Consider the following 23,819-nt stretch of genomic DNA (forward strand, 5'->3'; position numbering starts at 1 on the left):
GTCTTTAAAATGTGATTTAAAAAAAGGTTTTTAAATATATAAATTTTATCTCAAGTTTTTGATTTTATGTTTTTAAAAAATTGGTAATCAAATTCATTGAAATTTTTAAAGCAAAAATCAGCTTCTCTTAAGGTTTCTTTATCACCTATGCCAATGCTAATCATTCCGCCAACATTTGCAGCTTTAATCCCAGCAATTGAATCTTCAAACACAAAGCAATCTTGTGGTTCTGTATTCAAGAGTTTTGCAGCTTTCAGAAATACTTCAGGATTGGGTTTGGCTTTAGTCACTTCGTTGCCGTCAACTATAGCATCAAAAGTATCATTTAGGTCAACGCATTTAAGAATGGTTTTGGCGTTTTTGCTGGCTGAGCCCAAAGCAATAGGATGGTGTTTAGACTTTAGTTCATCTAAAAAAGATTTGACCCCAGGCAAAATATCATCTTTACTCATTTGTTGGACGTAATTGAGGTAATCTTGATTTTTTTCTTCCATCAAACGTTGAAATTCTTGATCAGAAAGGGTTTTGTTTCCCCAAGAAAGAATTTTTTCTAAAGATTTTACACGACTGACGCCTTTGAGCTGTTCGTTTTCCTTTTCAGAAAAATCAATACCAATTTTATTGGCGAGTTTTTGCCATGCCAGAAAGTGAAATTTTGCTGTATCGACAATAACACCGTCGAGGTCGAATATAAAAGCAGTTTGGTTTTGCATATTGTGGTTTTAAGTTGATTGAACATCATCGACATCTTTGACGCGAATGACCAGAAATGCCGCGATAATCATACTGATTCCTGACAAGACTAAAGCGAAAATAGCCTGGTTGTTGTAAAAATATTTAACCATAGGACCGCCGATGATGCCATTTAAAATTTGTGGTAGAACAATAAAAAAGTTAAAAATACCCATATAAACTCCCATTTTTTTAGGGTTGATGGCACCTGCTAAGATGGCATAAGGCATAGACAAAATACTCGCCCAAGCGATGCCAATACCAATCATTGGCAGAATGAGCCAATAGCGATCTGGCATGATGTAAATAGACAGAAAACTAATGCCCCCAATAAACAAGGCATACATATGGGTTTTCTTTCTGCCGAGATGTTTTGAAATTTTGCCAAGTGATAAAGCTACTGGAATTGAAACCAGATTGTAGATTCCAAATAAAATTCCTACCCAATCGCCAGCATTATTGAAAGCTTCACTTGAAGAATCGGTATATGGTAAGTTGTAAAAATGTTGAGCAATAGCAGGTGTAGAAAACACCCACATTCCAAACAAAGCAAACCAAGAAAAAAATTGCACCCAACTGAGTTGCTTCATCGTAGCTGGCATTTTGACAAAATCAGTAAATATATCGGTGAGTTTGGCTTTCTTTTTCGGTTTGACTTCTATAGATTCACCGAGTTTTTTGACTTTGGCTTTTTCAATTTTATCGAGTTCATCTGGCGAATATTCTTTGGTTGTAATTATGGTAACTAATATAGTGATCATTAAAACCGCTGCACCAATGACAAATGACAAAATAAGATTTAGTGGTACTGTGCCTTCTTCTGCTCTATTGGCAATGCCAAAATATTCAGTTAAAACGTAAGGCAACCAAGAGCCAACCACAGCACCAATACCGATTAAAACCGTTTGTGTGGTAAACCCAACGGTGCGTTGATCTTCGTTTAAAATATCAGCTACAAAAGCCCGAAAAGGCTCCATAGAAATATTAAAGGACGCATCCATAATCATCAACATTCCTGCACCAACCCACAAGGCTGGCAAAAAAGCAATGAACAAATCGGCTTGTGGCAATAATACTAAACCTATTGATGCCAATATAGCTCCAACAAGAAAATAAGGTTTACGCCGACCGAAACGATTCCAAGTGTTATCGCTGTAATGACCAACCAAAGGCTGAACAATTAAACCCATGATAGGTGCGATGAGCCAAAACCAAGACAGTTCGTGTACATCAGCTCCAAAAGTTTGTAGAATACGGCTTGCGTTGGCGTTTTGCAAAGCAAAACCCATTTGAATACCCAGAAAACCAAAACTCAGATTGATTATTTCTAAGGCAGATAACCTGCGTTTTTGCATATCGCTTGAATTAAATTAAACAACGATAAGCCTTGTAAACAAAACTTAACGGGAAGTAAAAAGCAGTTTTGTTTGCCACAAATATATAAATTATTTCAATTTTTGAGTGGTTTCTCTTTCAATTATATTGGTATTAACAATTACCGTTTCAAAATGTTCTATTTCTTCTCTGTCTTTTTCCAGACGATTTATCAACAACTTAGCGGCGGTTCTTCCCATTTCAAAACCATTTTGACTCACGGTTGTCAATGGCGGAAAAGCATGTTTTGATAAAACACCATCTGTAAAACCAATGAATTGAATATCGTTAGGAATGCTCAAACCAAGCTTTCTAGCCACTTTCATAGCAGTAACAGCATAAAGTTCATTGACTGCAAAAATAGCGTCAAGGTCTTTGTTTTTTGATAGATAATCAAAAATCTGTTGTTCTAAAGCTTCAAGGTTGTCGTCAGAACTAAACTCATCGTGAATTTTTAAAATATAAGATAGATTGACATTTTTTTGATTGACTTCTAAGGCTTTTAAATAGCCTTCTGTTCTTAATTTACCCACACTTACGTAGTCTTTTGTACTGATAATTCCGATTTTTTCACAGCCGTTGTCAATCAGTTTTTGAACGGCACGTTGTGAGGTTTTTATATCATCAACGATAACCTTATCGCAATCTATATCATCTATAACGCGGTCAAACATCACAATAGGAATACCTTGATCAATAGTTTCGTGTAGGTGGTGATAATCGCCTTTGGACAACGTTTCCTTAGCTACTGAAAGTATAAAACCATCAATACTGCCGTTGGCTAAAGTATCAAGGTTGATGACTTCTTTTTTAAAAGATTCATTAGACAGTCCTACTATCACATTATAGCCGTGTTCATTGGCATAAGATTCTATACCCGAAATGACTGTTGTGAAAAAATGATGAACAATTTCAGGAATGATGATGCCAAGAGTTTGAGTTTTTCTGTTTTTTAAACTTAATGCGATATTATTTGGTCTGTAATTGTAAAGTTTAGCAAAAGCTTTGACTCTTTCTTTGGTTTGCTTACCAATTTCTTTGCTATCTCTCAAAGCTTTAGACACTGTAGAGACAGACACATCAAGTTCTTTGGCAATTAGTTTTAAAGTTGGTTTTTGATTCATTAGATTGGAAAAATATGATTTTTTATCTGAATAAGTTTTTAAAAATACAATAAATTAAGATAACCTTCAAATTCAGATTTATTCAAAATTAATTGGGTTTAAAAGATTTTTTTTATCAAAATTATATTTTTGAGTGTTAAAATCAAAAAGTTGTCAACACGAAAACGTTTGCGGTTCATCGAAAATGTTTGCGTTAGATATACTTTAGTTAACTTTACGCTTGGAAGTAAAAAGTAACATATTCTTAACACAAATCACTCATTTATGAACACATTCAAATATTTATGTCTGTTCTTGTTTTTGCCACTAGGTATTTTAGCCCAAAACACCCTTAGTGGAACTGTGGTAGATGATCAAAATATGCCCGTTCCTGGGGTCAACATTTTGATAGAAAACACTCAACGTGGGACAACGACAGATTTTGACGGTAATTACACCATCGAAATTAACAATGGTGAAGTATTAGTATTTTCTTATTTAGGATTTAAAACCCAAAAAATAAGTTATACTGGGCAATCTGAAATTAATGTTGAACTCGAACCTGACCTATCTCAATTAGAAGAAGTCGTTTTAATTGGTTATGGTACCAGTACCAAAAAAGATTTAACAGGATCGGTAACAGCAATTTCTCAAAAGGATTTTACAAAAGGTAATATTATTACGCCAGAAAACTTAATCAGCGGTCGTGCTGCTGGTGTTACCGTAAAAACAAGTGGTGCACCAGGTTCGGGATCTGAAATCAGAATTCGTGGTGGTGGTTCTCTTAATGCCAACAATCAACCCTTGATTGTGGTTGACGGCTTACCTTTGAGCAATGACAACGTTGGTGGTGGTCGATCTATTTTATCATCTATTAATCCAAATGACATTGAATCTTTTTCAATCTTGAAAGACGCCGCTGCAACAGCTATTTATGGTAATCGTGCATCTGCGGGTGTTATTATCATTAAAACTAAAAAAGGCTCTAAAGATTTTCAGGTTGATTTTAATTATACTGCAGGTGTTTATAGCCTAAACGATCAAATTGATGTTTTTTCTGCTGAAGACTTTAGACAAATCATCGCTCAAGAAAGACCCGATGATGTCGGTAAACTTGGCAATGCCAACACCAATTGGCAAGATGAGATTTATCGTGTAGCCAACTCTTTTGACCACAACTTATCAGTCAGAGGTCAATTGTTTGATAAAATACCTGTACGTTTATCTCTCGGTCATTTAGATCAACAAGGGATAAGATTAACCAGTGAGTTTAAACGTTCTTCAGTTTCAACCTCTATCAACCCAACTTTTTTTGATGATCATTTAAGAGTTAACATTAATGCTAACTATACACGTGAAAGCAATAGATTTGCTAATGGTGTAGAAGGTGATGCCATCAGATTTGACCCGACACAACCTGTGAGAGATCCTAACTCCCCTTTTGGTGGTTTTTTTGAATATTACGATCCAAATAACAATAACGAACCTATCTTGGGATCAAGAAACCCAGTGGCAAGTTTATTACAACGCCGAGACGAATCTGATGTAGATCGTTTTTATGGTAACTTAAATTTAGATTATAGGCTTCACTTTTTACCACAAGTAAGAGCGGTTTTCAATTTAGGTTTAGACGACTCCAGCGGTAGTGGTTCTAATGAGTTGTCAAGAGAAAGCATAAACGGAGCTCGATATGGAGATGGTACATTTAATGGAAGTTATTCAGAATTTACCAGTGATATTAAAAACACTTTATTTGATGCGTATTTAAATTATGATGATGATATTACTGAAGATATCAGTTTAAGAGGTACGGTTGGATATTCATACCAAGAGTTTACTAATAAGAGCTTTTCTACAGGCGAAACCCGTGAAGAAGCACAAATTGACGACTCTGACGTTAACACATTACCAGATATTGTATTGATAGGTTACATAGGTCGTGCTTTTGTGAGCTTTAAAGATAAATATATCGCTTCTTACTCCATAAGACGCGACGGATCTTCAAGATTTGCTAAAGGCAACAAATGGGGAACATTCCAGTCGGTTGCTTTTTCTTGGAATATATCAGATGAAAAATTCTTAGAAGATTCAAAGGTGGTTTCCAATTTAAAACTTAGAGCCAGTTATGGTGAAACTGGTCAACAAGAGATTGGACCTCGTATTATTGGTATAGAAAGTTTTGCAACTTCACAACCCACTGCACAAGTCATTTTTGGTGGAGCTCCATTAACAGCAGGATTCCCTATTGCGAGAAATGAAGGTTTGACCTGGGAAACAGCCAAAACATACAATATTGGTATAGACTATGGTTTCTTTAACGATAGAATTACCGGGACTTTAGACGTTTATACAAGAGACACTGAAGATTTATTTGTAACCGCTCCAGTTCCAGAAGGCTCTAACTTTACAAACACCATAGAACAAAATTCAGGAACTTTAAATACCGAAGGTATTGAATTTGGAATCAATGCTCAAATTTTTGATGCTCAAGGAGATTCGGACAAATTTGATTGGAATGTCAATTATAATGTTACTTTTCTCAATCAAGAATTAGACGAATTGGCCAATGATTCTGATATTCCTGTTGGAGATATTGGTGGCGGTACTGGTGGTTTTATTCAGCTACACAGTGTTGGTCATGCCCCAAATTCGTTTTGGGTATATAACCAAATTTATGACGACAATGGCAAACCAATTGAAGGGGCTTATGCCGATTTGAATGGGGATAATATTATCAATGACGACGATAGATATTTGTTTAGAGATCCTGATCCAGATGTAACAATGGGTTTCCAATCTACAATGAATTATAAAAACTTTGACCTCTCATTCAATATGAGAGCCAGTATTGGTAACTATGTGTATAACAATGTCAATTCAGCTAGAGCACAATTAAGATTTTTACAAAATGATGCGGTCTTAGGAAACATCCCTACTCAAGTTTTAGAGACAGGTTTTCAAAACACATCTGATGTGATTCGCTCTGATATTTATATAGAAAACGCTTCTTTTTTAAGAATGGACAACTTTCAAATTGGATACACCTTTCAAGATGTTGTCCAGAAAAATACAACCTTAAGATTTTGGGCAGGTATGAATAACGTGTTTGTGATTACAGATTATTCTGGTTTAGACCCAGAAGTATTTGGTGGAATTGATAACACTATCTTTCCAAGACCACAAACCTTTTTACTCGGTGCTAATTTCAAATTTTAAGATATGTTTTATAAACTTAACACTTTGAAAACCTTATATTTATAATCAAAATATGATGACAATGAAAATAATAAAAAAATTAAACCTAATCTATCTATTTGCGGGACTGCTGTTTATAGTTTCTTCTTGCGAAGACGATTTGAATACCGTTCCATTAGATGATGATGCCTCAACGGCTGAAGACTTTTTCAACCAAGATAATGCCTATAAAAAATTGCTTGCTGGCGTTTATGGCAATTTAAACCTCACCAGTGCTGATGGTGCTTTTGGTTCAAATATTGGCGGTTTAGACCCTGGTACAAGTCAATACGGAAGAGCTTTGATGAACCTTCAAACCTTTACTACTGACGAAGCCATTTGGTCTTTCGAAAATGACCCTGGTATTGCGGAACTTCAACGCACAACTTGGACACCCGCTAATGTGATTATTCGTGGAGCCTTTGGTCGAATTATGGGTAGTGTAGCATTTGCCAATGAATTTTTGAGACAATCTACAGATGCAAAGTTAGATGAACGTGGAGTTTCTGGTGCTGAAAGAGAAGAAATTCCAACTTTTAAAGCTGAAGCCCGTTTGCTGAGGGCTCTATCTTATTACCATATGTTAGACTTGTTTGGAAAAGCTCCGTTTGTTACCGAAGAAACGCCTGTAGGTGTTTTTAGAAGTAACGAAATTACCGGTGTTGAACTATTCAACTATATAGAATCTGAACTTTTAGAAGTTATACCAGATTTGAAAGATGCAAGAACCAATGAATATGCCAGAGCCGATAAAGCTGTGGCTTGGATGATACTATCTAAACTTTATCTCAATGCTGAAGTGTATATTGGAGAAAATCGATATGCCGATGCTTTAGAATATTCTCAAAAAATCATTGATGCAGGCTATAGCTTAACACCAGATTATCGAGACGTATTTAGAGCTGATAATGATGTTAATGGTGCTCAAAATGAAATTATTTTTCCAGTTCCAGCAGATGGAAGTTTTTCTCAGTCTTTTGGACCAACAACAGTAATGACCAACGGTGCTGTAGGTAGTATTGAACAAAATGGTGCTAATCTTGGTGTCATTGAAGGTGGTTGGGGTGGAGCCATTCGTTTAACCCCTCAGTTTGTTAGTCTATTTGAAAGTTCAACATTCAATAATGATGCTAGAAATACTATAATTTCAGATGATAGACCTATCAATATTTCTGATGTTTCTAATCGTGATCAAGGTTATATCTTAGAAAAATATACAGATATAAGATCAGATGGAACACAAGATAACGACCTGACGTTTTCCTCTGTTGATTTTCCTATGTTTAGATTAGCTGATGTCTATTTGATGTATGCCGAAGCACATTTAAGAGGTGGCGGAGGAACAAGAGCTCAGGCTGTAGAATACATCAATTTAATAAGAACACGTGCAAATAATGGTAGCACGTCCTCAAATATTTCTGATGCAGATTTAACTTTAGATTTTATTATTGATGAAAGAGCTAGAGAACTTTATTGGGAATCTCACAGAAGACAAGATTTAAGACGTTTCGGTTTATTTACAGGAGCATCTTATGTCTGGACACTCAAAGGCAATTCACTAAGCGGAATCCCAATAGCTGATTTTAGAGGTTTATTTCCCATACCAAGTGAAAGTATGTCTGCTAATCCAAATTTAACACAAAACCCAGGTTACTAATATTTTAAAACTCAAAACAATGAAAAATAAATTTTTAATCTTAACAATAATTTGCTTAGGTCTTTTTGGACTGAAGTCGTGCACAGATGATGACAACTTTAGATTTCAAACACCAGCAGAAGTAGAACAGCTAACAATCACAAACAGTGTTTTAAGTGAATATGTTTTATCAACTGAAACATTTAGTAATATAGCAGAAAGATTTACATGGGTAAGTCCCGACTTTGGTGTACAATCTAATATTTCTTATTCTTTAGAAATGTCACCTGATGGCTCTTTTGATAATCCTATTGAAGTTGCAAACACAACAGATACTCAAGTTACCCTTACAGTTGAACAGCTTTGGAATTTAGCACCTGAAATTGGTGTCGATGGGATTCCATCAACAAGTTTAACCGATGAAAATGGCGATCCTATATTAGACGAAAACGGTGACCCAATTCCAAACGACAGAGGTGAAATGTTTTTTAGAGTTGTAGCTGATTTAGGAACAAATGCAAATGGAAACTCGCCAGAGTCAATATCAGAAACTCAAGTTTTGTTTGTGAGACTTATAGAAGTTGAATTTATTCCACCAAGAGATTTATTTTTAGTTGGTAATGCAACAGCTGCTGATTGGAATAACAATAACAATAACACTCCATTAGTCAGAGATCCTGACAATAGTGATTTATACACATTTACAGGTAAGTTTTTAGGAACACCAAATCAATTTAAACTCTTAGAGCAAAGAGGTTTATGGCAACCACAATGGGGTTTAAGCGGAGGAGCATTGGCTAGTTCTGAAGATTTAGGTCAAGACCCTGATCCATTTGACATTCCTGGTGGCGATGGCTATTATAGCATCACTGTTGATATAGAAAACGCTACATTTGACATTCAACCTTTTGATGAAACTGGGGCTACAACATACACTAATATCGGTATAATTGGTAGTGCCACGCCAAACGGTTGGGATGCTGATACAGCTATGACTCAATCAACTTTTGACCCACATTTATGGTATCTTACTGGCGTTGAATTAATTGACGGTGAAGCCAAATTCAGAGCAGATAATGATTGGGCTGTCAATTGGGGAGCCGATACAGAGTTCACAGGTTTTGCTTCTCAAGATGGACCTAATATACCTGTAATGGGCGGAACTTATGATGTATGGTTTAATGACCTGACTGAAACTTATGTCTTTGTCTGGATACCACAAGAATAACATCTTATTAATAAAAAGGGCTTTTGATTTCAATTGCCCTTTTTTTTAACTTTTATTATGAAAAAAATATTATTCAATTTATTTTTATTTTCGTTTGTTGTTTTTGGGCAAGCTCAAGTTCAGCAAGGAACATTTACTGTATCGCCTCCAACATTCGAAGAAGATGAACAAATCACCATCACAGTTTCAGGTATAGATCCTTCAATTTGGAGCGTTACCGACGTTTATCTTTGGGCTTGGTATCTCAATCCTGATGGCACATTTGGTGGTGATTCTCCAACTAATGGTTCTTGGACAAATTCTAACGAATCCCAAAAAATGACAGACAATGGTGATGGCACTTTTTCCTTTACCATGACACCTACCAATTTTTATAATGCAACTAATATCGGAACACTCGGTATGTTGGTTAAAGCAAAAAACGGAACGGGAGACAAAAAAACCCAAGACCATTTGGTACCCGTTGGGAGTTTTCAATTGTTTTTGGACAGCAGTCTCGAAGGTGTCAATATTGTTGATCAAGGCAATACTCTTTCTATTTCAGCTACAACAAGTTTAGCTGCTAATTTTGAATTGTTTGCTAATGGAACTTCTATAGACACGCAAAATAACACAACAACCTATAATTTTAATTACACTGTTAATAATGACGCTACATTTGAACTGGTTGCCACAGAACCTATCAGTAGTGAAGTTCAAACTGCTGAATTTAATGTCATAACTACACCTGTTGTGAATAATGCCCCAGTTCCAGCTGGAATGCAAGACGGCATAAATTATGATGTAAATAATCCTGACGAAATAACTTTAGTGCTTTTTGCACCAAACAAGAGTTTTGTTCACGTCATTGGTAATTTTAATGGCAACGATTGGAATCTCAACAATACCTATTTGATGAATCGAGATCCATCTAATGATAGATTTTGGATAACTATTACTGGATTGAATAATCAACCTACTAATGATTTTCTGTATCAATACGTCATCGATGCCGAAATTAAGGTTGCCGATCCTTATTCTGAATTGGTATTAGATTCGTTTAATGATCCATTTATTGATAATTCAGTATTTCCAAACATACCTGCATATCCTGATGGAAAAACCAGCGAAATGGTCACTTGGGTAAGATTAAACCAACCTGAATACCAATGGCAAGTCCCAAACTTTCAGCGTCCAAATCAAGACGAATTAGTGGTTTATGAATTATTGATCAGAGATTTTGACGCAGCTCACACCTTTGATGCCGTGGTCAATAAACTTGATTATTTAGAAAATTTAGGAGTTAATGCAATAGAATTGATGCCAGTTAGCGAGTTTGACGGTAATATCAGTTGGGGATATAATCCTGCGTTTCATGGTGCTTTAGACAAATATTATGGTACGCCAGAAGATTTTAAAACCTTTGTAGATGAATGCCATTTAAGAGGCATAGCTGTGATAATTGATGTGGTTTACAACCATGCTACGGGTCAAAATCCTTACTATAGAATGTGGAATGATTGCAATGGTTGCACAGGAGGTCAAGCTACAAGTGAAAATCCGTTTTTCAATGTCAATGATCCCAATACAACTTTTTCATTTTTTAATGATATTGATCACGAATCACCAGCAACCGAAGACTATCTTGATCATTTGAATTTGTATTGGTTAGAAGAATACAATGTAGATGGTTTTAGATATGATTTCACTAAAGGCTTTACCAATGTAGTTGGTGATGGTGGTGGTTTTGATAGTTCAAGGATAAACAACCTAAATAGAATGTATAATGTTGTGAGAGCAGCAGATCCAACAGCTTATTTGATTTTAGAGCATTTTGCACCAAACAGTGAAGAAACACAGTTAATCAACCACAAATTGACTACAGATCCTAACGAGCCAGGAATGCAAGTTTGGGCAAACTTTAACTACAACTATAACCAAGCGACTATGGGCTTTGATAACACAGATTTTTCTTTTATCAAATACCAAAACCGAGGTTGGTCAACGCCATCTAATATGAGCTATATGGAAAGCCATGACGAAGAACGATTGATGTTTAAAAACCTTGAATTTGGAAATAGTTCAGGATCTTATGACATCCAAAACTTAAACACAGCACTTGAACGTATGGAAATTGCTGGTGCCTTCTTCTTCCCTATTCCCGGACCGAAAATGATTTGGCAGTTTGGTGAATTAGGTTACGATTTTAGTATCGATCAATGCCAAAACGGAACTATTAATGGCAGCTGTAGAACTGATCCTAAACCAATACCATGGAGTTTAGGATATGATACTAACCCGAACAGAACTCAGGTTTATGATACTTGGAGTAAATTAATTCAACTCAAACTTCAAGAACCAATTTTTGAAACCCAAAACTTCACATTAGAAGTTGCTGATGATATAGAAAAGAAAATTTTCTTAGTCGATGACAATGCTGGTCCAAATGATCTGGAGTTTGTAATCATAGTTGGGAATTTTGGAGTTAATACCATAACAACCCAACCGTTCTTTCAAGAAACTGGCACTTGGTATAATTTGATGACCGAAACAACTTTGCCAGTCAATGATACCAATATGTCTATTACTCTTGCTCCAGGCGAATTTAAGATTTACGGCAATGAATTAGTAACTCTATCAAATGAAGATTTTAGTTCTTTCAAAAATGATATTGTCATATATCCAAATCCTTCATCAAGTTATTTTTCTCTGAATAAATCTGTTGAAAATATTGTGATATATAATGTTACAGGTCAAGTTGTAAAACAATTTGAAGGTGATTTTGATACCAATCACCGATTTGATATTGAAGATTTGAATAGTGGCTTGTATTTTGTAAAAGCCCAATCTCAAGATAAAACTTTGTCTGTTAAACTTTTAAAAGATTAATAGGGATTGATTTTGTTCTCAGTTAGCAAAAAGGCGACTTCAACAAGTCGCCTTTTTTTTTTAGAACAAATCATCAGATTATAAAATCTGTTCAGCGTGAGCTTTGGTATTGACTTTTGAAATGACTTCTTCAATCTTTCCTTCTTCATCAATAATAAAAGTTGTTCGGTGAATACCTTCGTATTCTTTACCCATAAACTTTTTTGGTCCCCAAACGCCAAAGGCCTCTATCACAGATTTATCTTCATCAGCAAGTAAAGGAAATGGCAAATCGTATTTTGCTTTAAAATTTTGTTGACGTTTTGGTGAATCTGCACTGACACCAAGAATTTCATAACCTTTTGCTTGAAAAGAATTCCAGTTGTCACGAAGATTACAAGCTTCTGCTGTGCAACCTGGTGTGCTGGCTTTAGGATAAAAGAAGACCACCAGTTTTTTACCCTTGTAGTCTTCTAATTTATGAACATTGCCATCTTGGTCTTTTGCTGAAAAATTCGGGGCGTTATCGCCGGCTTTTAAAGTTGTCATAATGTATTTTTGTTTAAAATTACAGAAAATGAAGAAGTCTGAGAAAGTAAATTTCGTTATAAATACGTTAAATGAAATTTATCCACAAATTTCTATCCCTTTAGACCATAAAGATCCATATACATTACTGATTGCTGTTTTATTATCTGCACAAAGCACTGACGTTAAGGTTAATCAAATTACACCATTGCTTTTTGAAGAGGCTGACAATCCTTATGATATGGTTAAATTGAGTATCGACCAAATCAGAGAAATCATCAAACCTGTTGGCTTATCACCAATGAAATCTAAAGGCATTCACGGCTTATCAGAAATACTCATCGAAAAACACAATGGTCAAGTGCCACAAAGTTTTGAAGCTTTAGAAGCATTGCCTGCCGTTGGGCACAAAACCGCAAGCGTAGTCATGTCTCAAGCTTTTGGTGTGCCAGCGTTTCCTGTTGATACGCATATCCACCGACTGATGTATCGCTGGAATTTGTCGTCAGGCAAAAATGTAAAACAAACCGAAAAAGATGCCAAAAGATTGTTTCCAAAAGCTTTATGGAACAAGCTTCATCTTCAAATCATCTGGTATGGCAGAGAATATAGCCCAGCTCGAGGTTGGGATTTAGATAAAGATATTATTACCAGAACCATTGGCAGACCATCTGTAATAAAAGCCTACCGCAAAAAAAGCACCCGAAAGTAAAACGGGTGCTAAAAATGAAACTAACAAATAAAGACTAATTCTGAATACTTTCAAATTGAAGATTGTTATGATTGGTAATCTTCAAGGCTTTTGAATAGTTAAGAAGGAAATCTATGCATTCCTTCGTAGGTTCAACATTTTCCACCTTTTTTTGCGGTGATGGATTTAAGTAAAGGTTTGTCATGTAAACTTTTTTTATTTAAATAACAAACGCTGTGCAAATTATTTTATTGCTTTTATTTTCAGTTATTTTTCAGTTAAAATGATATTTCTTTCCTCAATAATTTTTCTTAAATTAATCAAGGCATAACGCATACGACCTAAAGCGGTATTGATACTGACATCTGTTTTGTAAGCTATTTCTTTAAAGCTATATTCGTTGTAAATACGCATTTCTAAAACTTCTCTTTGGTCATCAGGAAGTTCTTTCAATAAAGATTTAACATCGTTTTCAATTTGATCTTTAATTAAATTTGACTCCACATTCAAATCTTCATCTTTAATGACAGAAAAAATATCAAAATCAGTTTTGGTATCAAATTTTGGCATCCGATTGCTCTTCCTGAAATGGTCAATCACCAAATTGTGTGCTATACGCATAACCCAAGGTAAAAACTTACCTTCTTCGTTATACTTACCGCGTTTTAGCGTATTGATCACTTTTATAAACGTGTCTTGAAAAACATCTTCGGCTAAATTTCTATCTTGGATTTTAGATATAATAAATCCAAAAATTTTATGTTTATGTCTATTGATAAGCTGACATAACGAATGTTCGTTACCGTCTAAGTAACTTCTGATTAATTCTGCTTCAGAAATGGTGTGTTGTTGTTTCATAACATTACTCTGTTTCCCATTATATGGGGCTTGATTTATAAAGTCTTAAATAGAAAAAGTAATGCTATGCTATAGGCAATTATATTTGTTTGAACGCCAAATATATAATTTTATTTAAAACACCAAAATTTTAATTTATTATTTAACATTTAACAATTAGCTTTATCTAAAGCTAAATCGGTCATTCTATATTTGTATTTTTTTAGAAATTATGACAAAAAATCCATCTCAACCAAATCCGTTACAAAACATCATCATCAAAGGTGCAAAAATGCACAACCTTAAAAATATTGATGTTGTTATACCTAGAAATAAACTCGTTGTCATTACAGGATTATCTGGTTCTGGAAAATCTAGTTTGGCTTTCGACACGCTATATGCCGAAGGTCAACGCCGATATGTAGAGAGTTTGTCGTCTTACGCCAGGCAATTTATGGGTAAGCTCAACAAACCTAAAGTTGATGATATTAAAGGTATTGCCCCTGCTATTGCTATCGAGCAAAAAGTCAACAGCACTAATCCACGCTCTACGGTTGGCACAACAACAGAAATTTATGATTATTTAAAATTACTTTACGCCAGAATTGGCAAAACCTACTCACCTATTTCAGGCAAAATCGTCAAAAAAGATCGCGTTGCAGATGTTATTGATATGGTTAAAAGCCTTGAAGAAAAAACAAAACTCCTTCTACTCGCCCCTATTCAAATTGACAAAAAACGTAAAATAAAAGATCATCTCGAAGTTTTGATCAAGCAAGGTTATAGCCGAATTATGTATAAAGGTAACGTATTACGACTTGATGAAGCCCTCAACAAAAGAATTACTCGAAAAAATCTTTTCTTAGTTGTTGACCGTATTGTGGTTAAACATAATGAAGATTTTTACAATCGATTGGCAGATGCCGTTGAAAATGCTTTTTACGAAGGTCACGGTCATATCATTTTAAAAGACACAAAAACTGAAAAGGATTATAAATTCAGCAATGTCTTTGAGCGTGATGGCATGAAATTTCTTGAACCTAATATTCACTTATTTAGTTTTAACAATCCTTATGGTGCTTGTCCTGAATGTGAAGGATATGGCGATGTGATTGGTTTAGATGAAAATTTGATTATCCCAAATACAGGATTGAGCGTTTATGAAAATGCCATTTATCCTTGGCGTGGCGATTCTTTAAGATGGTATCGCAACCAATTGGTAAAAAACGCTCATCATTTTGATTTTCCTGTTCACAAACCCTATTATAAACTTTCGGATGAGCAAAAAGATTTGATTTGGGAAGGCAATGAATATTTTACAGGGCTTAATGCTTTTTTTAAAGAACTTGAAGCCAAATCATATAAAATTCAAAATCGGGTTTTATTGTCACGCTATCGAGGTAAAACCAAATGCAAAACTTGTAAAGGAAAACGCTTGAGACCTGAAGCCAATTATGTTAAAATTCAAAACAAAAGCATTTCAGAATTAGTAGATTTGTCGCTTGATAAGATTTTAGATTTTTTTAAACATTTAAACCTATCAGAACACGACCAAAAAATATCTAAACGGCTTTTAAAAGAAATCACCACAAGACTTCAATTTTTGATAGATGTCGGTTTGAGTTATTTAACACTCAATCGAAAATCAAATACCTTATCGGGTGGCGAATCTCAACGCATCAATTTAGCAACTTCACTTGGAAGCAGTTTGGTGGGTTCAATGTACATTTTAGACGAACCTTCCATCGGATTACATTCTCGAGATGGCGAACGCTTGATTGGGGTTTTAAAAAACTTGAGAGATCTCGGCAATACCGTGATTGTAGTCGAACACGATGAAGATATCATGAGAGAAGCCGATTTGATTATCGATATAGGTCCTGAAGCTGGTGTTCACGGTGGAGAAGTTGTGGCTTATGGTGATTTTAAAAGGGTTTGTAAATCCGAATCTTTAACAGGACAATATTTAAGTGGCAGACAAAAAATTGAAGTCCCAAAACAAAGGCGACAAATTAAAAAACAACTGCATATCAAAGGTGCACGTGATAATAATCTAAAAGATATAGACGTCAATATCCCGCTGAATATGTTGACTTTGATCACAGGTGTTTCAGGAAGTGGCAAAAGTACATTAGTCAAAAATATTTTATATCCAGCACTGTGCAAAGCATTGGGAATTTACGGCAAAAAAACAGGTCAATTTGATGCCTTAGAAGGCGACATCAAAAGTCTTGAACAAGTAGAATATATTGACCAAAACCCGATTGGTCGTTCATCACGCTCAAATCCTGTAACATACGCAAAAGCCTATGACGATATCCGATATTTGTTTGCTGAGCAAAAGTTGTCGAAACTCAGAAATTTTAAATCTAGACATTTCAGTTTTAATGTGGATGGTGGCCGTTGTGAAAAATGTCAAGGCGAAGGTGAAATCACCATTCAAATGCAATTTATGGCCGACGTGTATATTTTATGTGATGCTTGCCAAGGCAAACGCTTTAAGCCAGAAGTCATTGATGTAGAATTTGAAGGTAAAAACATCGATGATATTCTTAACCTTAGCATAGATGAAGCTATAAAGTTTTTTGGGCAACACAAAAAAGAAAGAATCGTTAGCAAACTCAAACCGCTTCAAGATGTAGGATTAGGCTACGTGGCTTTAGGCCAAAGTTCTTCTACGCTATCTGGCGGTGAAGCTCAACGGATCAAACTCGCTACCTTTCTCGGCAAAAGTCACAATACGCAAAACACCTTGTTTATTTTTGATGAACCCACAACAGGACTGCATTTTCACGATATCAAAAAACTGTTAAAATCCTTTGATGCCTTAATTGAAAAAGGACATTCTATTATTGTGATAGAACACCAACTGGACTTGATAAAATGTGCTGATCACATCATAGATCTCGGACTTGAAGGTGGAGAAAACGGTGGTTATCTTGTAGCTGAAGGAACACCAGAAGACCTTGTGAAATCTAAATCATCTTTAACCGCTAAATATTTGAAAAGCAAGTTAGAATCTTAATCTTCGACATCAGTATCAAAAACCAACTGATTTATGGAAATCACTCTACTTCTACTTTGCCAATCACTTTTATAACAACAACTGATTTTTAATCTATCAATAATTCTATAGATTTATGAGTTCAAGTCTAGCTAAATTAACTTTGATTTTTTGTTACTTTTTTTGGGGTGAAAAATTATACACGCCTTTTCCATCTGCAATAAGTTCGTCATTTTGAAAAGCTTTCATTTTGGTTACAAGTATTCTATTTCCAAATCTAACTATTTTACCTTCTACAATTATTGATGATGCTTCAGCACCTTTGAGGTAATCTATTCTTAAATCGATGGTTGCTAATTTGTCGTCAAAAGATTTAAAATGTGTTCCGCCGACAATTCCACCAACAGAATCCATTATTGTAGCAATAATTCCGCCGTGCCATCTGTTTCTTCTAAAATCTCCAACCACTTCATCTCTAAAAGGCACACTGACTCTGACAAATCCTTTTTCTATCAATAATAATTTTAGACCTAAAAATTTATGAATTGGGACATTTTGTTCAATAACTTGTTTAAAAAAATCAATGTTTTTATTTATCATTTGTTTATGTTTTAGTTTTATTAGTTGTTGACAAACCTAAATTTATACCATAGATTATCAGTGCTTTAAGTTTTTTTAGCATTTTTATTTTCATCCTATAAATATAAAAATTGCTATCGACATAAAATGCCAAAATTTTCGATTTTGCCTAAACTTCTGGTTTTAGATATAGACTCGAGTGATTTATTCTCATCAAACCATTTAATTAACTTTCTTTGATCAGCTTTATCAAATTCATTTGCAAACATTCTTCTTGAGTCCTTTGTATCTTTAATATTTTCGGCATCTATGCTTTATCGTTATTTAGACTTGAACATCTGCTTTATGACCTGATAAAACAATAGCTTTTACGTATTCTATTTCTTTAAGTTCATAGTGCATTAAAGATAACCACAGTTGAGCCTCATTATCACTCTTCCAATTATTGAATTTCTGGACTATGTCTTTTTCGTTCCTGAATCCATTTTTGCTGTCTGTGAGCCTAATTCTTGATTTTCTGTCATTTTTATTAATAGTTTTTACTATTTCTTTGATAATATGTTGAAGCGTGTTGATTGATACACTATTGCCAAATTGTTTATAAGCTTCTGTTGAATTATTGGGTAATTTGAAATTTTCAGGAAAGCCTTGAATTCTTGCACATTCTCTTGGAGATAGTTTTCTAATTACATTTTTTACTTTGTAGAGACCTGTTTTAGAACCTACGCCACCTCCATACGCAGAAAGAGTTATTGCGTGACCAATTGGATGATATATTCTTTCGCCTTGACCACCTTTATTAACTTTGCCAATTTGGATGGGCTTATTCGGTATTTCAAGTTCACCAAAAATATTTTTAGTTGGTTTAAAATCTTTGTATATATCAATGTCATCTCTTTCGATAACCATAGCATCGACAGGATTATCATCCATGATTTCTTCTAATGATGATACTAAATTTGGATCAGGAAAGGAAAAATCAATAAATTCAAATTCATTTTTATTGAAACCTATAATATAAACTCTTTCTCGATTTTGAGGAAGTCCAAATTTGCTTGTGTTTAAAACTTTGTAAAACGCTTCATAATTAAGATTTTTTAAGGTGTTTAAAACAGTTTTTAAGGTGTTACTGTTATCGTGTCTAACAAAGTTTTTAACATTTTCAAGAAACAAAATCTTTGGTTTGTGAAAATCTACAATACGAGCTATATCAAAGAATAAAGTTCCTCGTGTATCTTCAAAGCCTTTTTGTTTTCCAGAAATTGAAAATGCTTGACAAGGAAAACCAGCACACAATATATCGTGTCTGGGTATTTCATTTTCTTTAATTTTCGTTATATCTCCATTTGGCTTTAAACCGTGATTGATTTCATATATTTCAGAAGCTTTACTATCAATTTCCGATGCAAAAACACAATTAGCTCCAAATGATTTTAAAGCATAGTGAAAACCACCAATGCCCGCGAAAAGATCAATAAAATTGTAGTTTTTTAATTCTTTATTTTGATGATTAACTTCTATCATTTATACAATTTTTCAAATTTACTCATTTTTCGTTAGCCGAGAGATTATGTATATACCATAGTGAGCAATTTTAGGTCTGTCAATTTCGCCTCTCAAATATAAAAGTTGTAAGCTAAAAAACGCAACAAAATTTTCGGTTTTGCCAAACTTCCCACATTACTGATAGCCTCGTGTTTACATGTAGGTTTTTTATTTTTCAATTTCAAAATATTTCATTAATTCCATATAATTATCTTGTGCTGATAGACAGGTATCAACCAAATAGCCTTTTATTTTTGGGTATTCAGTCAAACCTCTGTAATAGAGAAACTTAAATTCATCCTCAATAATAAATGGGACAATGTTATTTTTTAAACATTCTTTAAACATTATTAGTCTTCCAACTCTTCCATTTCCGTCTTGAAATGGGTGAATTGCCTCAAATTCATAATGAAAATCAATAATATCATAAATTTCAATATCATTCTTTTTATTATAAGTTTTCAACAACTCATCAATGTGTTTTTCTACCTCATTGGGTTTGGATGTTTCAATTCCTCCAACAACATTAGGCTTTGACTTATATGCCCCAACTCTAAACCATTCTTTTTTAGCATCAGAAGTGTTTAATTTTAAGATTTTATGAAATTTTTTTATGTGTTTTTCTGATAGAGGTTCGTTTGCTATTTCTAACATATAATCAAAACAGTGAAAATGATTCACTGTTTCAATAATATCGTCAATGTTTGCAGTATTTGTTCCCTTTTCAGTAAAAAAGGTATTGGTTTCGTAAATGTATCTTGTTTGTTCTTCAGATAATTTACTGCCTTCAATTCTGTTGGTATTGTAAGTTAACTTTATTTGAGTTTTATGATAAATTCCACCTTTTAGATCGCTCGATTTTTCTTCTTGTAATGTTTCTAAAAGTTTCATTATTGTAGATAAATTTAAATAACAAAGATACTTTTTTCTTTTTAAAGCTTTTCGGTTTTATGCTTTTAAATTCTCACTAACTTAAAATTACATCTCTGTAAATCAATTGTTTATATTTTATTCCAATTTACTCATTTTACCTTAGCCGAGAGATTGTGTATATACATAAATCAGCCATTTTAGGGTAGTTAATTTCGCTTCTCAAATATAAAAATTGCGAGCTTAAAAACGCACCCAAATTTTTGATTTAGCTCTAAAACTCGCATTATACTTGTAGCTATTGCTAAAGCCTGGCATTGTTTTTATATTATTTCTTTTTAGTAATTCAATCCAAAAGCCCAAAGCGGAATCACATTATGATAACCATATTCTATATCGTCTTTTTCTATTTGGTTTTGTTGCTTATTTTTTCCTCCGACTTACGCTTCACAATTTCAGTACTGCGTAACGGTATGGCAGTAAAGCATAGAACTTACAGGGAAGAAATTGAAATCATAAAAAATGGATAAATCCATTCACAATCGAATATTTTAAAACCATAGCCCGCGGTTTAAACCGTGGGCTATGGAAAATGGACACCACGGCAAAAATGCCATACTGAATCCAAGTTTTCTTTTTATTCTTATCCATAATTTTATTCTTTATTGAAATTTATAATCGGTTTTGGGTACGGTAGAAAAGGAATACTTGCCAAGATATTCACAATAGGCTCTTCCTTCTAGTGTTGGTGCTACTGGTGAGTTTTTTTGAAGGTATTCTTCTACAAGCTCGTGAATGGTATAATCCTTAACTTCAATGTCTTTAACATTGGGCATCCTGCATAAATTATCGATAGGGTCACCAGGACGTACACAGGCCGAGATGGTATAATATTCATCATCTTTCATCGATTCGCCGTTTACGGTTATGCTATTGATTCGTTGGCCCTTTTCATTTTGGCTATTGAAGTTGACCTTCATTCCTGAAAAGCGCACTAACCAGCCGCCAAAACGTTCGGTTGGGTTTTGAGAAAAGGCATTGTGCATTTCTTTTTCCAACCAATCCTTTATCTGTTTTCCAGTTGCTTTTCCTGTCTTTACCTTTTCATTTACCGGAAGCAAGTTCCATAGATTAGCTCTTGTAATCGGTGCCGGTTTTCCATCTTGAGGTACAATGGGATTACCAAACCGAAAACCATTGGAAATTGAAATATCTGCACCTGTTTTCCAGCGAGCGGCATCGGTTATCATATTATCCATTGGGTTTTCAACCGTTAAATATCTATATATCGGTGTGTTTGTATAACCGACTATAGTTTCTAAATGTGCTTTGTAAGGTGCTTTTGCCTTATCCACAAGTGCCTGTATTTCTTCATCGGCTGAAAAGACTTCCGGGTCAACATCAATTAGTTCATAATCGTCATCCACTAACACGCCATTCACAAAATGCAGCGTCAACTTACCTACAAAAGAACCGAACGCCCCGGGTTCAGTTACTTTTGCATATTTGCCTTGTATAGGTTCGCGTACACGTTCGTGGGTGTCGTTACCCAATATATAATCTGCGTGCTCTGCTATAGAATTATTGGCAAGCTCTACTTGTTTGAATATTCCAAGATGCGTTATTAAAAACAAAACATCTATCTTTTCATTGACCTTAAAATCATCTACTATTTTCTTTAGATTATCGTCTAGTCCACTAAAACCAATTCCTTTGCTGAAAATGGGGTTTTGTCTAACGGGCACATCTGGGTCGTTGATACCTATAAATCCTATGCGAATTCCTTCGATTTCCTTTACCCAAGAGGCTGGAAATAAAGGTTCGTCATTATCATCGTGAAACATATTCTGGGCAATTACCTGTGTGTCATACCCTTTCATTACATTCATCATAACTTCCTTGCCGTAAACCACTTCCCAGTTTCCGGGAATGATGACATCATAGCCCATATTTTTTATAATATCAGGCATCACTTTTCCTTCAGATAAAGCAGTGTAACCGCTGCCTTGTATAAGGTCGCCACCATCCACAATAATAGTTCTATTTGGGTTTTTCTGTCGTTCCTGGTCAAAAAGAGTTTTAATATTAGCGAGACCGCCACGGTTTTTAAATACTATCTTTTCGTTTTCCCAGAACAGTTCGGGGTGGGTGTCCAGTTGACCGTGTATATCGGCTGTTTGCAATATCGTTATACTCAATGTGTCTTTAACTGAATCATTATTTTCCACTGTGTTCGATTTTTCTGTTTTACAAGAAACCAATACCAATAGTATTCCTATTATGGCAAAAGTTGTTATGGGATATTTCTTATATGAGGTCATAATTATAAGCTTATACTTTTATACCCTTTTTTCTGAAGTTGAAAGTTGTACAGAATTCCGTTCTCGACAACCTCAATTTCTTTTGGGACTTTGGTTTTATCTACTTTGAATTTATTGAGCGAGAACCCACAGGCTATGATTTTTACACCAGCTTTTTCGGCTTTTACGATGAAGTCGCTTATTTTTTCGGTATCGGTGATATCGCCTATTTCCTTTCCACAAATAATGACCTGAAAATCGCCAAAGGCATCACCGTCTTCGGCTTTCAGGGATTCAGCAGTCAATAGTATAGGCTGTAACTGTGGCACTTTTTTGGTCAGTACCACATAATTATTTTTATCATTGTTCATTTGCTGTGCCTGTGTGTTTAGGGTTCCGAATAGAGTAAGCATTAAAAAGATTGAACTAAATATGTATGTTTTCATTTTTGTTTATTTTAAAAGGTTATTAGTGTCATTCAATGTAAAAAAAAGAAGTCCACCGAGAATTGCTATGTTTTTAAAAAGTGGACCTAAAGTTGATATTTGTCCAACTTGAATTGTTAATGTGATTGGGATTAGAACGGCAATTAATACAATGGCAGCAATTCGAGATTTGAAACCAATAAGTAGTGAAATACCTGCAATCAACATTACTATACCTGACAGAATCACTGCTGCCTCAGGTGTTCCTAGAATATTACCAATAAAACCCATGGATGCATTTTCTATCCTGCTCACGGTTTTTTCGGTATTAAAAAAATGATTGGTGCTTGCTACTATAAAAATTAAGCTAAGCATAATGCGAAGTATAACTACAGATTTGTAGCTAACTTCAAGTGTTTTTTCTTGAAATTTCATTTTTGTTATTTGTAATTGATAAATTTAGTGATTGCTTGAGTTTTCTTGGTCAGCAAATCAATTACGAATAAACCTTGAGATTTTGGTATAAAATGTACAAAGGAACATCAGAGACCGAGTGGTTTCTTGATGGCCCATAAATAAAGGAATGCCTAAGTAAATTAATTGTAAACTCACAAGGATAAATTTCTGAAACCAAAAAACCAGGTTGCTGGAAAGTTGGTTTTGAGATAGTTTGAATAGTTTCAGTAGCCTGAAAAGTCTGGCAATTTGATTGAGAGATTGTAGATTGACTCTTGTTTAAGACTTTTGTTTGAGAAATCCCTAATTCAGCTTGTATAAAATTCCTAACCTTGCAAGGAGAAAGCAATAACAACAATGCAAGTCCAAAAATGGACAAGATTGAATATACTTTTTTTATTGTGCTACTTTTTCTCATCTATGCAAATGT

At 34.5% G+C, this 23,819-nt stretch carries 18 protein-coding genes; 6 read left to right on the forward strand and 12 right to left on the reverse strand.

Features of this window, described 5'->3' with window-relative positions; translation table 11 throughout:
- Positions 1-50: 50 nt before the first annotated feature.
- The 3 genes from pgmB to ACSSV5_RS03355 form a co-directional block, all read right to left on the reverse strand.
- Positions 51-713, reverse strand: a complete 663-nt coding sequence (gene pgmB, locus ACSSV5_RS03345; protein ID WP_454244774.1) for a beta-phosphoglucomutase — start codon at positions 711-713, stop codon at positions 51-53.
- Between the two features lie 9 nt (positions 714-722).
- Positions 723-2,087: an MFS transporter gene (locus ACSSV5_RS03350; protein WP_211066249.1), complete on the reverse strand. Its 1,365-nt coding sequence runs from the start codon at positions 2,085-2,087 to the stop codon at positions 723-725.
- Between the two features lie 90 nt (positions 2,088-2,177).
- The gene (locus ACSSV5_RS03355; protein WP_454244775.1) at positions 2,178-3,230 is read right to left on the reverse strand and encodes a LacI family DNA-binding transcriptional regulator; all 1,053 of its coding nucleotides are present in this window, start codon (positions 3,228-3,230) and stop codon (positions 2,178-2,180) included.
- A gap of 264 nt (positions 3,231-3,494) precedes the next feature.
- On the opposite strand from ACSSV5_RS03355, the gene ACSSV5_RS03360 reads away from it, so the two are divergent.
- The 4 genes from ACSSV5_RS03360 to ACSSV5_RS03375 all read left to right on the forward strand — a co-directional run bounded on the left by ACSSV5_RS03360 (position 3,495) and on the right by ACSSV5_RS03375 (position 12,175).
- Positions 3,495-6,425: a SusC/RagA family TonB-linked outer membrane protein gene (locus ACSSV5_RS03360; RefSeq protein ID WP_454244776.1), complete on the forward strand. Its 2,931-nt coding sequence runs from the start codon at positions 3,495-3,497 to the stop codon at positions 6,423-6,425.
- A gap of 61 nt (positions 6,426-6,486) precedes the next feature.
- Positions 6,487-8,100, forward strand: a complete 1,614-nt coding sequence (locus tag ACSSV5_RS03365) for a RagB/SusD family nutrient uptake outer membrane protein (RefSeq protein WP_454244777.1) — start codon at positions 6,487-6,489, stop codon at positions 8,098-8,100.
- A gap of 19 nt (positions 8,101-8,119) precedes the next feature.
- A complete protein-coding gene (locus ACSSV5_RS03370) occupies positions 8,120-9,307 on the forward strand; it encodes a SusF/SusE family outer membrane protein (RefSeq protein WP_454244778.1) in 1,188 nt (395 codons plus the stop codon).
- A 57-nt stretch (positions 9,308-9,364) separates the two neighbouring features.
- Positions 9,365-12,175 carry an alpha-amylase family glycosyl hydrolase gene (locus ACSSV5_RS03375; RefSeq protein WP_454244779.1) on the forward strand — a complete coding sequence of 937 codons (2,811 nt, stop codon included), beginning with the start codon at positions 9,365-9,367 and terminating at the stop codon, positions 12,173-12,175.
- A 78-nt stretch (positions 12,176-12,253) separates the two neighbouring features.
- Here ACSSV5_RS03375 and bcp read toward each other — a convergent pair whose 3' ends face one another.
- Positions 12,254-12,703 (reverse strand): thioredoxin-dependent thiol peroxidase, encoded by a 450-nt coding sequence (gene bcp, locus ACSSV5_RS03380; RefSeq protein WP_454244780.1) that lies wholly within the window; start codon positions 12,701-12,703, stop codon positions 12,254-12,256.
- Between the two features lie 28 nt (positions 12,704-12,731).
- Between bcp and ACSSV5_RS03385 the strand changes: the two genes are divergently transcribed.
- Complete coding sequence (locus ACSSV5_RS03385; RefSeq protein WP_211066243.1) at positions 12,732-13,394, forward strand: endonuclease III domain-containing protein; 663 nt, start codon at positions 12,732-12,734, stop codon at positions 13,392-13,394.
- 246 nt (positions 13,395-13,640) lie between these two features.
- Here the strand turns inward: ACSSV5_RS03385 and ACSSV5_RS03390 are convergent, their stop codons facing one another.
- A complete protein-coding gene (locus ACSSV5_RS03390) occupies positions 13,641-14,231 on the reverse strand; it encodes an RNA polymerase sigma factor (RefSeq protein ID WP_211066242.1) in 591 nt (196 codons plus the stop codon).
- Positions 14,232-14,442: 211 nt separating this feature from the next.
- Between ACSSV5_RS03390 and uvrA the strand changes: the two genes are divergently transcribed.
- Positions 14,443-17,235, forward strand: a complete 2,793-nt coding sequence (uvrA, locus tag ACSSV5_RS03395) for an excinuclease ABC subunit UvrA (protein WP_454244781.1) — start codon at positions 14,443-14,445, stop codon at positions 17,233-17,235.
- 153 nt (positions 17,236-17,388) lie between these two features.
- Here uvrA and ACSSV5_RS03400 read toward each other — a convergent pair whose 3' ends face one another.
- The 7 genes from ACSSV5_RS03400 to ACSSV5_RS03430 all read right to left on the reverse strand — a co-directional run bounded on the left by ACSSV5_RS03400 (position 17,389) and on the right by ACSSV5_RS03430 (position 23,368).
- On the reverse strand, positions 17,389-17,814 hold the full coding sequence (locus tag ACSSV5_RS03400) for a hotdog fold thioesterase (RefSeq protein WP_247653601.1): 426 nt from the start codon (positions 17,812-17,814) through the stop codon (positions 17,389-17,391).
- 113 nt (positions 17,815-17,927) lie between these two features.
- Complete coding sequence (locus tag ACSSV5_RS03405; RefSeq protein ID WP_454244863.1) at positions 17,928-18,104, reverse strand: hypothetical protein; 177 nt, start codon at positions 18,102-18,104, stop codon at positions 17,928-17,930.
- Between the two features lie 13 nt (positions 18,105-18,117).
- Positions 18,118-19,317, reverse strand: coding sequence for a DNA (cytosine-5-)-methyltransferase (gene dcm, locus ACSSV5_RS03410; protein WP_454244782.1), 1,200 nt, complete (start codon positions 19,315-19,317; stop codon positions 18,118-18,120).
- Between the two features lie 189 nt (positions 19,318-19,506).
- A complete protein-coding gene (locus ACSSV5_RS03415) occupies positions 19,507-20,229 on the reverse strand; it encodes a Fic family protein (RefSeq protein ID WP_211066238.1) in 723 nt (240 codons plus the stop codon).
- A gap of 641 nt (positions 20,230-20,870) precedes the next feature.
- On the reverse strand, positions 20,871-22,529 hold the full coding sequence (locus ACSSV5_RS03420; RefSeq protein WP_454244783.1) for a bifunctional metallophosphatase/5'-nucleotidase: 1,659 nt from the start codon (positions 22,527-22,529) through the stop codon (positions 20,871-20,873).
- A gap of 2 nt (positions 22,530-22,531) precedes the next feature.
- The gene (locus tag ACSSV5_RS03425) at positions 22,532-22,954 is read right to left on the reverse strand and encodes a DsrE family protein (RefSeq protein ID WP_454244784.1); all 423 of its coding nucleotides are present in this window, start codon (positions 22,952-22,954) and stop codon (positions 22,532-22,534) included.
- A gap of 6 nt (positions 22,955-22,960) precedes the next feature.
- Positions 22,961-23,368: a DoxX family protein gene (locus tag ACSSV5_RS03430; RefSeq protein WP_454244785.1), complete on the reverse strand. Its 408-nt coding sequence runs from the start codon at positions 23,366-23,368 to the stop codon at positions 22,961-22,963.
- Between the last annotated feature and the right edge of the window lie 451 nt (positions 23,369-23,819).

The sequence above is a fragment of the Psychroflexus sp. MBR-150 genome, assembly GCF_053628795.1.